This window comes from Paenibacillus sp. GL_099_B, from assembly GCF_057835695.1.
In genome coordinates, this window is sequence record NZ_CM174430.1 from 5,015,192 (window position 1) to 5,030,707 (window position 15,516).

A 15,516-nucleotide genomic window follows, 5' to 3' on the forward strand; every position below is an offset into this window, starting at 1 on the left:
ACAGTTTTCCGATATTTTGCATACCTCGAGCATATCGAGTTCTGTGCAATAACTGATTTTTATTTTTTCAGCAAAAAACCGGCCCTAAGAGCCGGTTCAATAGAAACATTTTCCGGGAAATAAACTTCCCGTTACCTTACAATAAATCCGCTGCAAGCTGAGCCAACTTGGAACGTTCTCCTTTTTCCAGCATAATGTGTCCGCTGATTCCCTCTTGTTTGAATCGCTCCACAATATACGTCAGACCATTACTTGCTGAATCCAGATAAGGATGATCTATTTGCTCAGGGTCACCCATCAAAATAATTTTACTGCCTTCGCCCACCCTTGATACTATGGTCTTCACTTCATGTCGAGACAGGTTCTGCGCTTCATCGATAATGATAAACTGTCCTGGTATAGACCGTCCACGAATATAAGTGAGTGCCTCAACCTGAATACTGCCAAGACCCATCAAAATTTTATCAATGTCGCCTGCTTTTTTGGTATCAAACAAAAACTCCAAGTTATCATAAATCGGTTGCATCCATGGTCTTAGTTTTTCTTCTTTCTCTCCAGGGAGATAACCGATATCTTTCCCCATCGGAACAACTGGACGGGCGATCAATAATTTTTTGTACTTATGATCATCCTCCACTTTAAGCAAACCTGCAGCAAGCGCCAACAAGGTTTTCCCCGTACCCGCCTTTCCTGTAATCGTGACAAGTGGAATGTCATCATTCAGGAGCAGTTCTAGGGCCATACGCTGTTGCGCGTTACGTGCACTGATGCCCCAAACATTATCATTACTCAGGAAAAGTGGTTCCAGCTTCGTTCCCTCTGTATTTACTTTGAGCAAAGCCGATTTATTGGTTCCCATCTCATCCTTGAGAATTACAAATTCATTCGGGTAAAGCGAATAAGACAATTGTAACGGTTTGATCGGTAGAAAGCGATATGTGTAAAACTCATCAATGACCGAAGGATGAACCTTCAGGGCAGTATACCCTGGATATAATTCACTAAGACCTGCCGTTCGATCTGATAAGTAATCCTGTGTGAAAAGACCGAGTACATCCGCTTTGATACGAACAAGCACATCCTTGCTGACCAGAACCACTTGTCGCTCAACGACCTCTTTCTCATTTTCCTCAATCTGATAATTCAGGGCGACGGCCAAAATCCGATTATCGTTGGACACTTCACCAAACATTTCCTGTACTTTCACAAAACTACGATGATTCAGTTCCACTTTCAGATTGCCTCCATTAGCCAAAGGGACGCCACTGTGCAGATGTCCCAATTCACGCAACCCATCAAGAAGTCTCGATACATTACGGGCATTACGCCCAATTTCATCGGCATTTCTTTTTTTGGAGTCGATCTCCTCCAGTACAACCGCGGGAATGATTACCTCATGTTCCTCAAAGGCAAATATGGCATTGGGGTCATGCAGAAGCACGTTCGTATCCAATACAAAAATCTTTTTCATTCAATCCCCTCCAAAGCGGCGTCGTTAAAGGCATGGTTAGTGTGATCTTTCAGCAGCGACATGGACAATCATGCTCCCATACATAAATGTATTCGACTAGGACAAAATAATTGTCAACCATTCTGAAAAACTCCAGGAAAGGATGAACATTTATGAAATATTGGGTTTGCACGCTGCTTCTGATCTTTATACTTACAGGCTGCAACAGTTCTACACGTAATGCCTCGCAGCAACAAGGTCAGCATGCCAAAGGTTACGGAGGAAATGTTACAACTCAGCAAGATCAACGAAAAGGATCTCACATGCTCAATACTCAGGAAGATCGATTGCACCCTTCAGCTGTAGACCATCTGACCGAAAATACAGGCGAGGTTCATGAGAAAAACGTCATGGACAACACCAAGGCCGATCGGATGCCAAACGAAAAAAGGGTCACCCACCTCAAAACACTTGCCAAGCAAGTGGAAGGTGTCAAAGATGCCAACTGTGTCATTCTTGGCAATACAGCCGTAGTTGGCATTGATGTTGACGGTGAACTGGAACGCGCACGAGTAGGTACAATTAAATACTCTGTTGCCGAAGCCCTTCGTAAAGATCCAGAAGGTGTGGATTCCATTGTTACAGCAGATGCTGATGTCACTGAACGCATTAAGGAAATTGGTGAGCATATTCGTCAAGGTCATCCAATATCCGGTTTCGCTTCAGAACTCGCTGACATGGTGGGCCGGATCATTCCCCAACTACCCAAAGATGTCAAAGTCCGTCAAAATCCGGATGAACATGTTGAACGTGAACAACAAATGCAGCAGCTGTATTCTTCTGACAAAAGACAACAAAAAGCCCAGTGATCTCTCACTAGGCTTTTTTCATTGCAGTAAAAACCTGCTCATCTAATTTCTCAGCAGCACGCTGATCATATATTTTGACATATTGAGGCACAGAGGACAGTTGGGCTCCATAAAAAAGGGCATTCCTTACCGCTTCAATGGAAATGTCGAAACAGCACATGTTAAACGGTACATCCTGTAACGGATTTTGTCGTACGGAAGCACGTCCGTTTACCGCATAGACCATCTCTTCTCCAAAAATAGTGACGGTAATGACCGGATTCTCGATCATATTGTTCACGAGACGTGAACGATGATCAATCGCCACACGAAGGGTAGAAGCATTCTCCGCATAAATCCAGGAAATTGCTGTTGATGTCGGACCTCCAGATTCAATGTCCACGGTGCTCAAGAGCACAAAGGTTTCGTTCTTGAATTGCTGTAAAAGAGATTCAGTCAATTGTGTGACGGCTTCGGACATCCAACCAGCCCCCTAATCTTCTTTATGCAATTCTTAATTCGTTGTTGATGATATTATAGCATACCATCAAACTCGCTTCCAATCCTAAAAGAATGAATGTTACTCGGCTGTTGGAGATGCTGTTACTTTACCTGAAAGTGTATCCTGCAACGCCTGTTTTGCATTAGCCAATTCAGTTTCGTTGATATATACATATGGACTTCTCCACTCTCCGGTTACAGGTGTGTAGTGCACATCCGATTTGGAAATATTCCAATAGGTTGAAATGAAGTTCTTCATTTGCTCCGATTCCACATCTGTTGTCATGTTATCGTCAACAGCGCCTATCACTTTACCAATCTTCGTTACGCCTCCCAGTGATTTCAACTGATCCAACATGGAATTCAACACTTGATTCTGACGTTTATTTCGGTCAAAGTCGTTGGATTCATCTGTCTTCGGCTTACAGTTCGATTTACGGTAACGAACAAAATCAAGTGCTTCTTTGCCATCCAAATGCTGTGCACCAGCTACCAGGTTAATATCCGTGCCATCGGCCGTATCTTTGTAACACATGTTTTTATCCACTGTCACATCCACGCCACCTACAGCATTAACCGCATCACGGAACGCTTGAAAATTCAGTACCGTTGTATAATTGATATCCACATTCAGATATTTGCCCATCATTTCTTTCATTTGATCCTCTGCATTTTTACCAGAGGTTTTTTCTTGCGCTTTAAATTTAGGATAATAGGAATTCAATTTATTCGCCTTATATCCATCCAACTGAATACGGGTGTCCCGAGGTAAAGATACAATGGTTGCCGTCTTGGTCTCCGGATTCAGAGAAGCTACCATAACCACATCCGAGAGATACGTACCTGTTTCGGGACGGTTATCCGTACCTAACAGCAACATCGTAATGGGTTTGGTTTTCGCTGACATTCCAGCTGGTACTGGCTTGTCAATGCCCGTATCAGCTACCTGATTGTATACCCAATACAGATATCCTCCGCCTACCACAATTGCAATAACCAATAAACTTAAAATCAGTCTGCCAAAGGTTCGCATCCGTTTCTTCTTCTTTGGTTGCTTGCCCTTGCCGTTCTTCGATCCAGAAGCGCCGGATTGAGTCGGTGCCTGTTTCCGTGGAGGCAGTCCGTTCGAATTCGAGTTCATATCTTCAACACCTTTATCACATCTGTTTTGGCCTATATATAAGACAACCGCTTTCCCTAAGGAAAACGGATGGTCTATACTATACAGAATTTATGAGTTTCGAGCGGCAGCTTCCGCTTTTTTCTTTTGACGACCTTCAATAAAATAGCGCACTCGCACTAACAGCATCAAACCAACAGCCACCAGCAAACATTGAATAATTGGCAACTTGTCGATTTGAAAAACAAGAAGCATGAATGTGCCCATCGCCATCAATATATAGAGAACGATTTCCTTACCAAGCGGTAATTTCTGACGTACCCGAAACACCTTGTTATATACGTAAGTAATCAATACAAAGATGACGATGTAGGCTACGATCGGGTTTGATGCGAACCATGCTTGCATACACAGCTAGCTCCTTTCGTGTTCATGCTAGATATAAGTCTATTGTTGATGATACCCTTTCGATAACTCAAGAGAAGTGCATCCGTAGTGACCGTTTCGGTTTCGGATCGTTCTTTCGATCGCTGTTGTCTCCAAATTTTCTTGAACGAATCTTCAAAGGTTAAAATTTGGAGACAAAGGCGAGCGCTTCGCTTCTTCAGAATCGATTCCGATCCCTTCACTACTTTTTCTGTACAAACCTTTCGTTACTTTCCGTGTACCCTCAAACATTAACTTATATCATTTATTTTAGTTGTAGTTAGGCGTTATTTTGTAGCCATTTTACGTTGTTTCTCTGCACGCTCACGCTCGGATTTATTCAGGATCTTCTTACGAAGACGAATAGATTTCGGTGTAATCTCACAATATTCATCTTCATTCAGATATTCAAGCGCCTGTTCCAACGAGAAGATAATCGGAGTTTTAATTTTAACCGTATCATCTTTACCTGAAGAACGAACGTTAGTCAGTTGTTTTTCTTTGCAGATGTTAACAACGATATCATTGTCACGTGTATGTTCACCAACAATCATACCTTCGTAGATTTCAGTACCTGGCTCCAAGAAGAGAGTACCGCGATCCTCAACGCCCATCATGCCATAGAACGTAGACGTACCATTTTCAGTTGAGATCAGTACACCCTGGTGACGTCCACCCACTTGACCGGATACTACTGGAGCGTAGCTGTCAAATGCATGGTTCATTACACCGTAACCACGAGTCAATGTCAGGAAGTTTGTGCTATATCCGATCAGACCCCGTGCTGGGATCAGGAACTCCAGACGTACTTGACCACTACCTGTGTTAATCATGTTAACCATCTCTGCTTTACGTGCGCCCAGGCTCTCCATTACGGAACCCATGCTCTCTTCAGGGATATCAATCAACAAGCGCTCAAGAGGTTCCATTTTCTTACCGTCAACTTCTTTAACGATAACTTCCGGTTTGGATACTTGAAGCTCATATCCTTCACGACGCATATTTTCAATCAGGATACCCAAGTGAAGCTCACCACGTCCGGAAACGATAAATGCATCTGGGCTCTCTGTTTCTTCAACACGAAGGGATACGTCAGTTTCCAACTCTTTGAACAAACGCTCACGAAGTTTACGGGAAGTTACCCATTTACCTTCACGACCTGCGAATGGACTGTTGTTCACGAGGAACGTCATTTGCAGTGTAGGCTCATCAATTTTCAAAACTGGAAGTGCTTCTGGGTTGTTCGGATCAGCAATGGTTTCACCAATGTTGATGTCCTTGATTCCTGCAATCGCAACGATGTCGCCTGCTCCTGCTTCTTCTGTCTCAACACGTTTGAGACCTTGGAAACCAAACAGTTTTTCGATACGTGCAGTTTTGCTCTTACCATCACGCATAATAACCGTTACAGTTTGTCCTTGACGGATCACACCGCGGTTAACACGACCAATGGCAATACGGCCAAGGTATTCATTGTAGTCCATCAAAGTTACGAGGAATTGAAGCGGCTCTTCAACATTCTCTGTTGGGTGAGGGATATGACTAACGATCGTATCGTAGATCGCCATCATGTTGTCATCCTGTTTAGCAGGATCATTTTCCATGCTGGATGTTCCGTTCAATGCGGAAGCATATACAACAGGGAATTCAAGTTGTTGATCATTGGCACCTAGTTCAATGAACAGGTCCAATACTTCATCAATTACCTCAGTCGGACGAGCCGCTGGACGGTCAATTTTGTTTACAACAACGATAGGTGTCAGGTTGTGCTCCAGTGCTTTACGCAATACGAATTTTGTTTGTGGCATGCAGCCTTCGTAAGCATCAACAACGAGCAATACGCCGTCAACCATTTTCATGATACGTTCCACTTCACCACCAAAGTCGGCGTGTCCTGGTGTATCCACAATATTGATCAAGTAATCTTTATAGGTAATAGCTGTGTTTTTGGCCAGAATCGTAATACCGCGTTCACGCTCCAAATCGTTGGAGTCCATTGCGCGCTCCTGTACCGTTTCGTGATCACGGAAAGTACCGGATTGCTGGAGCAACTTGTCGACGAGCGTTGTTTTCCCGTGGTCGACGTGGGCAATAATCGCAATATTGCGAATGTGTTCTCTTGAATGCATGGTTTGTATCCATATCCTTTCCAATTTCAATTCTTATCTACTAAACTTCCCGCAAATTCGCAGGTTACTCACCCAAAATAAGCGTCGGTGATATCCCGACGCATGCCTATATCCCTTATATTATAGTTGATCATAGGTAAAAATCAAGATATTTCGCTCGAAAGACCGCTGGGAATGTTACCAGCCTCTCCCTTGGCGTCCTCGGCCAAACAGTAACCACATCCCGCCTACAATTAAAAGTACCGCCAGAACGTAGATAATACCGGTGTGAAGCAGTGTAAATCCGAATAAAATAATTGAAAGGATGCCCACGCCCAATGCAACTGGTAGTACCATTGCAGGTCTTCGGTGATCGGCCAGTGCATATTCAAGCAAACCAACGGCAATCCCCAGCAAAAATGCAGGCCACAGGTTGCTCATCAATCCGCTGCCCCATGTATTCGTGATCCCGAACAACAGACCATAGACGGTTAACGTACCTGCTGGAACGAGTGACCAAGATGGTGTAAGCCTTGCATAATATAATGCATGAAGAGCAATACCAGGCAACAAGATGAGCAAAGGCCAGAAGTGCCGTCCAATAAAGCCAAACACACCAAATTTGCCGAGTAAAATAATTAAACCCGCAACCGCAATAAATAGTCCAATTGCTTTTTCATTTCTCATTCTCATCTACAATCACCTCTTATAACATTTGGCTATGTACCCCGTAAGATAAACTATAAGCATACCATGATGACTGACTGTTCCCAGCCTTCTTCTAGTGTAGCCGATGTGTATGCAAAAAACTACACTTTATGTCGTACTTCGCCTCTCTCCATTATCCTGTATTACCCTAAAATGATCGGTCTATGACTTATTCAAGTTCGCCCATTCCTTCAGAACAAATAAATATAGCAAAAAACCGCCCTAAAAAGGGCAGTTAGCCAGAAAAATTTACATTTCCTTTTGTTCAAAATCATTTTACACGTTTCGACGAACAAACTTGTGTGCTCCTCCAATCGCGATTACAAGACAAGCCATAGCTACAGGCAGTAGTGTATGCGCCTCAGCAGCCAAGCCACTGAGCCACTGTCCCAGCTTCGGATCATTCATCACCATCTCACCTGCTGTGAAGGCCAGAATACCTGAACCGGCAAACACCAGAATCGGAAATCGCTTCAACAATCCGACAATTAATCCGCTGCCCCACACCACAATCGGAATACTTATGGCAATCCCGATGACCGTGAGCGCCAAGTCCCCATCCGCCAGAGCAGCAATCGCTAGAACGTTATCCAGACTCATGACAAAGTCAGCAATCAAAATCGTTTGGATTGCTTTCCAGGTCGTCGACGCCTTACGAATATGTACTTCATCTTCATTCTGAAGCAGCAGCTTGACAGCAATCCAGAGCAACAGCAAACCGCCAGCCGCCTGAATAAAAGGAATGCCCAACAGCAGCACAGCTGCAAAGGTTAACAAACAGCGCAAAACAACAGCGCCGAAAGCCCCCCACCATACCGCCTGTTTGCGCTGTCTCGCCGGCAAATCCTTGCTTGCAAGTGCAATAACAACCGCATTATCTCCACTTAGAACCAGATTGATCATTAATATTTCGGTCAACAGCCATAGCGTATCCATGCTTCTCATCCCCCCACTCTAACTTGTATGTCAAAGTTGTCCATGCTATTCTTAAACGTTGAACAAGCTTTCTCAGGTTTGGATATATAGAAGGAGTGACATCGTATGGAGCTGTTTAGCCCCGCTTTTTGGCTAGCGTTGTTGAACGTTGTATTTATTGATCTAATTTTGGCTGGCGATAATGCCATCGTGATTGGTCTCGCAGCTCGAAATTTGCACCCTTCTGTGCAGAAAAGGGCGATTCTTTACGGAACAGGCGGCGCACTTTTGATTCGTATTGTAGCCACCGTGATTGTGCTCTGGCTGCTTAAAGTGCCATGGCTACTCCTTGTTGGGGGATTACTCCTGATCTGGATTGCGTACAAGCTATTAGCAGATCAAGGGGAAGAGCATTCGGATATCAAGGCCGGCAGTTCTCTCTGGGTAGCCGTGCGAACGATTGTCATCGCAGACGCTGCCATGGGACTGGATAACGTCATCGCTGTTGCTGGTGCAGCACAGCAGCACTTGGTACTTGTTATACTCGGACTACTGATCAGTGTACCTATTATCGTGTGGGGCAGTACGTTGTTTATCAAATTAATTAACCGTTTCCCTTGGATCATTTATCTTGGAGCCATCGTGCTGGGGTATACGGCTTCTAACATGATTACAGAGGAACAGCGTCTCGTGCCTTTCTTCACTGAGCATCCTGCACTTAGAATCTTATTTATCGTTATAGTCACTGCTGGTGTCGTGTTTGCCGGGTATCGCAAACGTGCAAGCAGCAATAAACCAGGTGGAGAGCGGCAGCATTCCTATTCCTAAGCTTTTAATAAATGATGCTCTCATCAACCACAGGCACATAAAAGAAGGACTGACCGATATCTAAAATGTACCCTATAAGATGGACACTTTAAAAAAGGTCATCTTGTAGGGTCTTTTTGTGTACAATGAATAAAAAACGAGCGGTGGTCAAGCGGATGTCAAAGAAATGCTTTACAACTCAAGAGCAAGATCAGTTAAGAAGAAATCCCTATGTGAAAAATGTCAGCGCTAAAGCTATTACGTACACGGATGCGTTCAAAGAACGATTTATTCAAGAATACAGTCAAGGTACGCTTCCCCGTGAGATTTTTCAGGAAGCAGGCTTTCCCATTGACGTCTTGGGTGCAACCCGAATTCGAAAGGCTTCCAATCGATGGCGTGCGGCTTTTCAAGAACAAGGACCTGCTGGATTAACAGACGGTAGAATACACGCTTCAGGCCGTCCTCTGACCCGTGAATTAAGTCTTGAAGAAAATATGCCCGTTTGGAAGCGAAAATGAAATGGCTTGAAGCGGAGAATGAATTCTTAAAAAAGCTCGATCAACTCGAAAGGCAGATGAGAAAAAAGAAATCCAACTAAGTACGCGGCAAAAATTCGAACTGATTCAACAGATGATGCATACATACCCTTTCCAACGCAAGGTGCATGTTCTTTGTGAAATTGCTGGAGTTTCACGTTCGGGCTATTACCAATATTGTAGCGAAGATGCCAGGTTACATCGTCAAAATCAGGAACAAGACGATCAGAAAGTGAAAGCCATCGTTCTGAAAGCCTACCATTACCGTGGAAGAAAGAAAGGCGCCCGTCAAATCAAAATGACGCTGGAGCACCAATATGGAGTCATATACAATCTCAAGCGAATTCGTCGTGTCATGCAAAAGTACAACATCGTTTGTCCGATTCGAAAAGCTAATCCCGCACGTCGTATGGCCAAAGCGACCCAAGAGCATCGAACCTGTCCTAACACGTTAAATCGAGCTTTTAAGCAAGGGATTGCAGGCAAGGTACTATTAACGGACATCACGTATTTAACTTATGGGAAAAATAAGCGAGCCTACTTATCGACCATTAAAGATGCTGAAACGAATGAGATTTTAGCTTATGAAGTCTCTGCTTCACTCGGTTTGGACATTGCGATTGAGACGTTGAATCAACTCAAAAAGCATCGTCACCTCACCTCAGATGCGTTGATTCATTCAGATCAAGGATTTCACTATACGAACCCAAAGTTCCAAAAGCTTGTGAAGAATATGGGGCTAGGACAATCCATGTCGCGTTGAGGAAACTGTTGGGATAACGCTCCACAAGAATCATTTTTTGGGCATTTTAAAGATGAAACGAACTTTAAAACGTGTATGACCTTGGAAGAGGTCAAGCAAGAAGTGAAAAGCTACATGATTTATTACAATCATTATCGAGGTCAATGGAACTTAAACAAGCTGCCGCCTGCACGATACAGACAGCAGCTTGAAGTTGCCTAACCTTTTTAATTGTCCTTTACAAGGGGTACATTTTAATCATCGGCCAGTCCTTTTTCTTTATGAAGATAACATAGTCCTTATTATGTCATTCAATACAGAATGAGGGTCCTCAGAACCACTCTTCTTTCATGTCATTAACTTCATCCTGCTGATTGGTTACCATAAAGTTTTCACCTGCATGTAGCGTAATTGTTTCTGTCTGCTGCACCGCCTGCTCCACCCATTCCGGCAGTTGACTCATGGTCGATTCAATCTTGTCCACAATTCGAAGATTCGGATTGGTGGATGGGGATTTTGGTACAAAAAGAGTACAACAATCCTCATAGGGCAGAATCGATATATCGTACGTTCCGATCTGTTTAGATAATGTAATAATTTCCTGTTTGTCCATCATGACAAGAGGTCGCAGCAACGGCAGATCCGTCGCACGCCCGATGACATTCATGCTTGGCAGGGTCTGGCTCGCTACCTGACCCAGACTATCTCCGGTAATCAGTGCAAGCGCACGTTCACGTTCAGCCAGCTTGGTTGCAATACGTAACATGGAGCGGCGCATCAGTGTGATGATCAAGTTATCCTGTCCCAGTTGGGTAAATGCAGTTTGAATTTCCGTAAAAGGAACCAGATGCAGCTTAATTGTACCTGCATGATCTGCAAGCGCACGCGCCAAATCAATGACCTTTTCTTTGGCACGCTGGCTTGTGAACGGATAACTGTAAAAGTGTACGCATTCCACTTCCAAGCCTCTGCGCATCGAAGACCATGCCGCTACAGGACTGTCTATGCCACCCGATAATAACAGCATCGCTTTTCCATTTGTACCCAAGGGGAATCCGCCTACGGCTGGAATCACCTCACTGAAGATATACGTGCCCTGATCCCGAATTTCCACGCGCAGTTCAATGTCAGGTTGACGCACGTCAACGCTTAACTGCTGGAATTTCCGAAGAATCGGAGAACCCACCAGATGGTTCATTTCATGCGAAGAATTGGGAAACTCTTTCCATACACGCCGTGCATTAACTTTGAATGTGGTACCGTCTTTGAATTCAGACTCTCTCTCATCCATAAAAGCAATGGCTGTCTCCACGATTTGGTCAGTTTCAGATGGGGTCACTTTAACGGGACTGATCGACATTACGCCGAATACTCGTTTCAGCACAGCAATCAGTTCTGTATGAGATTCTCCACCCAGATCGACATACAATCGTCCAAACTCCTTACGCAGACTTGCACCTGGATAAGGTTTGAGCAGGGAACGTACCTGGGTAATGATTGTTTTTTCGAACCGGGCACGGTTTTTTCCTTTTAACATAAACTCTCCGAAACGGAGAAGCAGCATATCATATTTCATCTAAATCACATCCGCCTTTCCAACGGGCGCAGCTGCGCCACCATCTGATGTAAAGCCTGCTCCAGCAGAGCCACATCTTCTTCTGTATGTTCATCTCCAAGACTAATACGCAATCCACCAGCAGCACAAGCATTATCCCTGCCCATGGCAAGCAATACCCTGCTGGGTTCAGCCGATCGCGAAGAGCAGGCAGATTGTGTAGAAACAGTTACTCCAAGTTGTTCAAGGGTATGCAGCGCCACTTCTGCCTTCATTCCAGGATAGGAAAAATGAACAATGTGCGGTGCACCCTCTTTACGACTATTTAGCACAAGTCCGGGAATCATATTTATGACCTCCATAATACGGTCTCGCAAAATGGTTGTACGCTGCGCAAAGTCAGCCTGACGTTCCGCAGCGAGACGCATCGCCTTCGCCATACCCACAAGCAAAGGTACATTTTCAGTACCCGCTCTTAGTCCCTGCTCTTGGGAACCCCCTGACAGTAAAGGCGTAAGCTCCACCCCACTTCGTACGTAGAGAAGACCAGCTCCTTTGGGACCACGAATCTTGTGAGCAGACAAACTGTACAGATCCGCGCCCCATGCCGCAGGTTTAGCTTCCATCTTGCCAAAACCCTGCACACCATCTACATGAAAAAGCACCTTTGGTGCTTCCTTTTTCAGTCGTGCACCGATTTCAGCAATTGGATGTATCGCTCCTGTTTCATTGTTCACATGCATCAGACTCACAAGCACCGTATCCGATCTTATGGCATCCATTACCTGCTGGGCGCTAACCAGACCATCGGAATCCACGGGAAGCCAAGTGACCTCCCATCCCCACTGCTGTAGCTGCACAAAACTCTCGTATACCGAAGCATGTTCCGTTGCAGTTGTAATGATGTGTTTGCCCCGAGACTGATACTGTAATGCCGCCCCTTTAATGGCAAGATTGTTGCTCTCGGTTGCGCCTGAGGTAAATACGATTTCTTCCGGTTTCACATCAATAGCGGCGGCACAACCAGATCGTGCTCGGCGCAACAGTTGATGGGCTCGCTCACCATATCCATGTATCGATGACGGATTCCCATATTGCGCCTCCATAATCTCGGCCATTGTCCGAACGACATCGGGATGAGGAGGCGTCGTTGCTGCATAATCAAAATATTTCAAATGAGGTTCCCCTCCTTGTCTCTTCGTTGTGGAATCTACAGTGAGCATTGTAACACGATCCCCGCTCAACACAAAAAGACCAAACAGGAACTAAGCACATTTAAGGCTGCTGATCCCGCGTTTGATCTCTTCCTGGACGTACTGTTGTGTTGCCATTTCTTTGGTCTATACCATTTATACCATATATTTCGACTGTGCTTTCTCCACTTTGGAGATATAAGCCTGTGTTTCCGAAGGGAGGCGGTTAAGTACACTCATCAGTTCAGCGTCACTCGATACACCCAGACTCGAAACCCGTCCCGGTCCGGCATTATATGCAGCAAGTGCCATCTTCACCTCGCCACCAAAACGCTGGAGCTGGAGAGACAGGTATTTGGTTCCACCATCTATATTCTGAGCGGGATCGTAAGCGTTGCTTACTCCCAACCCTGCTGCCGTCCCATCCATCAACTGCATTAGTCCTTTGGCACCTGCGGATGACACTACATTCGGATTGAAGCCGGATTCTGTATCAATGACCGCTTTGATCAAAGATTCAGGCACCCCATATTTGGCGCTTGCTGAAGCAATCAAAGATTCAAAATCTGTAGGTACTGATGCACCCGAATCGACTACTCCAGTATTTAACAGAGAAGATAAAGAAACCACATTATTGTTCGAGGAAGAAACGGAACTTGCATCCGGATTATACATGCTTCCAAGCTGCAGCCACAACAGGCCGTCATTGGATCGTTTGGAGATCGCAGCAGAATTCACGTCTTCGCCTACGGTACCAGTATTGTTCAAAGTATTTGAATTCGTCCCGAGCAGCCCGTCCATCATACTGGCAAAATCCACTGTTGAAGCGGAGTTTCCATCCGATGCATTTGTTTCGTTGAGACTATTGGACAATTGCAGTTCCAGCAACTGCCGCGACGCGCGCGGATCAATCTGCATGAGTTATATTCACTCCCGTATAATGTAAACGTAGATTATGACTTTATTCTACATTATTTTACAGGGAGGTTCCATTGTTTTCAAAAAAATAGACCGATTATACAACTTCATTACGCAAATGCGAAGAAACCTTCTGCAATCCCCCTTTAATAAGGTGGAAGCAGAAGGCTGCAAATAATCAGCTCATATCCTGTTCAGTTAAGCACTTGTGTATTGCTTATTAGATCATGTTTTTGCTTTATTAACGGGCGAATGGAATCATGAAGAAATAGCTGAGTGTTGCCACTGCGCCAAGTCCAATGGACCATGCCCCCGCCGTTTTCCGGCCATTGACGTAAGCATAATAACCAAGTACTGCTGCAGCCGGACCAAGGACAATGGACCACATAAATAAGGATGCGATACCAAAGGCCAGACCCATATATCCGGAGATACGGCCAGTAGATTTCATGACACCGTCATCTTCACGCTTCACTGGGGTATGATCTGTTCTTTCCGTAGGTTCTGTTCGAATAGAACCTGTTGGGGGCGCTACCTCTGCGCCATACTCTTCCCTGTGGCTACGTCTTGGATAGTCTACACGCTGACGCTGCTTTTCATCTAACGGAGTCGTTTCTGGACGTTGGAACGGGTGATCATCTCTACGGTCATTATTCAATGCAAAGCACCTCCATATAAATGGGAATGACTGCTCATTTCGGTTTGAATGTGTGGCAGCAAGTCGCAGATGAAGTACGGGCATGATCATGATGATCGGAATCAAAGGTCTCTCCGGCAAATTCCTCATGTAAGCGACGGGTGGCATGCTGGTCAATGTCAATCATGATGGCATCAGCCTGGCAGAAATTGTTTTCTCCCCAAAAGTGGCAGTTAGCAACACTGCATTTGACGATCGGCTTCTCTTGGCTCATTTTTATCACCTCGACATCTATTGTCTCCGCACCGTAAATCGGCTATTCTCCGACGAAATGCCAGATGATGACATGATCCTTTATCCGCAATGCTAGTTAAAAAAAACGCAAAAAAACCGCCACAAGGGCGGTTTTGTCCAATTCGTATATAAGTTGAAAATGTAATTACGCGTGATTGCGTTGGTTTTGCATCCGACGCTGCGTTAGGTAGTCACTTTCATAAAAGGCCAGATCATCGCGCAATTCTTCGTACGTTTTCGATATCTCAAGAATGACATCACGTACTGCACGAATTGGCTTATCACGGAAACGGATTGCATCCTGACCAGTGTAAGCATATCTTCCATCTTCGGAGTAACATTCATTTTTAGGATAAAAAAAGCTGTTTATGCTTTGATGGTATGTGTTATAGAGAGCCTTTTCGGCAAAATCGACATCAAAATTGGCACGACGCAGCACAACGCCAAGTTTTTCGTAAGAAACTTCAGAAAAAACGAGCAAATGACGGAGATCCGAAAGAAATCCTTTGTAGAAGGCTGATGACTCCTCCGTCTGATTCTGATCCAGTTCAGGCAAGGCATTTTCATTCAAAAATTTTTCGATCCGATCGATAGCCGGTTTTAACTTTTCCCTAGTTGACTCACATGTTTTCTGTACATTGGCTGCTGACATAAAGGTAGCTCCCCCTTAAATAAGTCCTTACATATAGATCGGCCAACGGGAGGTTCTCCCCTAGCCTTGAATTCTCAGGTACTATCCTACCATAAAAAGATGA

Annotated in this window: 15 protein-coding genes and 1 pseudogene; 3 read left to right on the forward strand and 13 right to left on the reverse strand. The window is 44.7% G+C overall.

Going from position 1 to position 15,516, the window contains the following annotated elements; all coding sequences use genetic code 11:
• Positions 1-136: 136 nt before the first annotated feature.
• Complete coding sequence (locus AC3ITG_RS22820; RefSeq protein WP_024628438.1) at positions 137-1,471, reverse strand: PhoH family protein; 1,335 nt, start codon at positions 1,469-1,471, stop codon at positions 137-139.
• A 152-nt stretch (positions 1,472-1,623) separates the two neighbouring features.
• On the opposite strand from AC3ITG_RS22820, the gene AC3ITG_RS22825 reads away from it, so the two are divergent.
• Positions 1,624-2,319, forward strand: coding sequence for a YhcN/YlaJ family sporulation lipoprotein (locus tag AC3ITG_RS22825; RefSeq protein ID WP_489251437.1), 696 nt, complete (start codon positions 1,624-1,626; stop codon positions 2,317-2,319).
• 7 nt (positions 2,320-2,326) lie between these two features.
• Here the strand turns inward: AC3ITG_RS22825 and AC3ITG_RS22830 are convergent, their stop codons facing one another.
• The 6 genes from AC3ITG_RS22830 to AC3ITG_RS22855 form a co-directional block, all read right to left on the reverse strand.
• Positions 2,327-2,779, reverse strand: coding sequence for a pyridoxamine 5'-phosphate oxidase family protein (locus AC3ITG_RS22830; protein WP_379443850.1), 453 nt, complete (start codon positions 2,777-2,779; stop codon positions 2,327-2,329).
• Between the two features lie 99 nt (positions 2,780-2,878).
• The gene (locus AC3ITG_RS22835) at positions 2,879-3,940 is read right to left on the reverse strand and encodes an LCP family protein (protein ID WP_413372660.1); all 1,062 of its coding nucleotides are present in this window, start codon (positions 3,938-3,940) and stop codon (positions 2,879-2,881) included.
• A 90-nt stretch (positions 3,941-4,030) separates the two neighbouring features.
• Positions 4,031-4,327, reverse strand: a complete 297-nt coding sequence (locus tag AC3ITG_RS22840; protein ID WP_053781242.1) for a YlaH-like family protein — start codon at positions 4,325-4,327, stop codon at positions 4,031-4,033.
• Positions 4,328-4,632: 305 nt separating this feature from the next.
• On the reverse strand, positions 4,633-6,474 hold the full coding sequence (typA, locus tag AC3ITG_RS22845; protein WP_489251438.1) for a translational GTPase TypA: 1,842 nt from the start codon (positions 6,472-6,474) through the stop codon (positions 4,633-4,635).
• Between the two features lie 177 nt (positions 6,475-6,651).
• The gene (locus AC3ITG_RS22850; RefSeq protein ID WP_413372664.1) at positions 6,652-7,146 is read right to left on the reverse strand and encodes a hypothetical protein; all 495 of its coding nucleotides are present in this window, start codon (positions 7,144-7,146) and stop codon (positions 6,652-6,654) included.
• Between the two features lie 291 nt (positions 7,147-7,437).
• Positions 7,438-8,097: a TerC family protein gene (locus AC3ITG_RS22855; protein WP_489251439.1), complete on the reverse strand. Its 660-nt coding sequence runs from the start codon at positions 8,095-8,097 to the stop codon at positions 7,438-7,440.
• Positions 8,098-8,202: 105 nt separating this feature from the next.
• Here AC3ITG_RS22855 and AC3ITG_RS22860 point away from each other — a divergent pair, with 105 nt between their 5' ends.
• Entirely contained in the window at positions 8,203-8,904 is a 702-nt protein-coding gene (locus tag AC3ITG_RS22860) for a TerC family protein (RefSeq protein ID WP_413372667.1), read from the forward strand.
• Positions 8,905-9,059: 155 nt separating this feature from the next.
• A pseudogene (locus AC3ITG_RS22865) lies at positions 9,060-10,386 on the forward strand (IS3 family transposase).
• 109 nt (positions 10,387-10,495) lie between these two features.
• Here the strand turns inward: AC3ITG_RS22865 and thiI are convergent.
• The 6 genes from thiI to AC3ITG_RS22895 all read right to left on the reverse strand — a co-directional run bounded on the left by thiI (position 10,496) and on the right by AC3ITG_RS22895 (position 15,413).
• Positions 10,496-11,740 (reverse strand): tRNA uracil 4-sulfurtransferase ThiI, encoded by a 1,245-nt coding sequence (gene thiI, locus AC3ITG_RS22870; protein WP_413372668.1) that lies wholly within the window; start codon positions 11,738-11,740, stop codon positions 10,496-10,498.
• A gap of 5 nt (positions 11,741-11,745) precedes the next feature.
• On the reverse strand, positions 11,746-12,894 hold the full coding sequence (locus AC3ITG_RS22875; RefSeq protein WP_489251440.1) for a cysteine desulfurase family protein: 1,149 nt from the start codon (positions 12,892-12,894) through the stop codon (positions 11,746-11,748).
• A 174-nt stretch (positions 12,895-13,068) separates the two neighbouring features.
• Positions 13,069-13,830, reverse strand: a complete 762-nt coding sequence (locus AC3ITG_RS22880) for a lytic transglycosylase domain-containing protein (protein WP_489251441.1) — start codon at positions 13,828-13,830, stop codon at positions 13,069-13,071.
• A gap of 241 nt (positions 13,831-14,071) precedes the next feature.
• Positions 14,072-14,488 carry a hypothetical protein gene (locus AC3ITG_RS22885; protein WP_489251442.1) on the reverse strand — a complete coding sequence of 139 codons (417 nt, stop codon included), beginning with the start codon at positions 14,486-14,488 and terminating at the stop codon, positions 14,072-14,074.
• 34 nt (positions 14,489-14,522) lie between these two features.
• The gene (locus AC3ITG_RS22890; RefSeq protein ID WP_064636410.1) at positions 14,523-14,741 is read right to left on the reverse strand and encodes a DUF1540 domain-containing protein; all 219 of its coding nucleotides are present in this window, start codon (positions 14,739-14,741) and stop codon (positions 14,523-14,525) included.
• A gap of 165 nt (positions 14,742-14,906) precedes the next feature.
• Positions 14,907-15,413 carry a YpuI family protein gene (locus AC3ITG_RS22895; RefSeq protein ID WP_063567014.1) on the reverse strand — a complete coding sequence of 169 codons (507 nt, stop codon included), beginning with the start codon at positions 15,411-15,413 and terminating at the stop codon, positions 14,907-14,909.
• Positions 15,414-15,516: the final 103 nt, after the last annotated feature.

Coding starts and splice junctions, on each gene's coding strand:
- AC3ITG_RS22850 (WP_413372664.1), bottom strand. CDS start 7,146: ATGAGAATGAGAAATGAAAAAGCAATTGGACTATTTATTGCGGTTGCG.
- typA (WP_489251438.1), bottom strand. CDS start 6,474: ATGCATTCAAGAGAACACATTCGCAATATTGCGATTATTGCCCACGTC.
- AC3ITG_RS22820 (WP_024628438.1), bottom strand. CDS start 1,471: ATGAAAAAGATTTTTGTATTGGATACGAACGTGCTTCTGCATGACCCC.
- AC3ITG_RS22895 (WP_063567014.1), bottom strand. CDS start 15,413: ATGTCAGCAGCCAATGTACAGAAAACATGTGAGTCAACTAGGGAAAAG.
- AC3ITG_RS22825 (WP_489251437.1), top strand. CDS start 1,624: ATGAAATATTGGGTTTGCACGCTGCTTCTGATCTTTATACTTACAGGC.
- AC3ITG_RS22880 (WP_489251441.1), bottom strand. CDS start 13,830: ATGCAGATTGATCCGCGCGCGTCGCGGCAGTTGCTGGAACTGCAATTG.
- thiI (WP_413372668.1), bottom strand. CDS start 11,740: ATGAAATATGATATGCTGCTTCTCCGTTTCGGAGAGTTTATGTTAAAA.
- AC3ITG_RS22840 (WP_053781242.1), bottom strand. CDS start 4,327: ATGCAAGCATGGTTCGCATCAAACCCGATCGTAGCCTACATCGTCATC.
- AC3ITG_RS22830 (WP_379443850.1), bottom strand. CDS start 2,779: ATGTCCGAAGCCGTCACACAATTGACTGAATCTCTTTTACAGCAATTC.
- AC3ITG_RS22890 (WP_064636410.1), bottom strand. CDS start 14,741: ATGAGCCAAGAGAAGCCGATCGTCAAATGCAGTGTTGCTAACTGCCAC.
- AC3ITG_RS22860 (WP_413372667.1), top strand. CDS start 8,203: ATGGAGCTGTTTAGCCCCGCTTTTTGGCTAGCGTTGTTGAACGTTGTA.
- AC3ITG_RS22835 (WP_413372660.1), bottom strand. CDS start 3,940: ATGAACTCGAATTCGAACGGACTGCCTCCACGGAAACAGGCACCGACT.
- AC3ITG_RS22855 (WP_489251439.1), bottom strand. CDS start 8,097: ATGGATACGCTATGGCTGTTGACCGAAATATTAATGATCAATCTGGTT.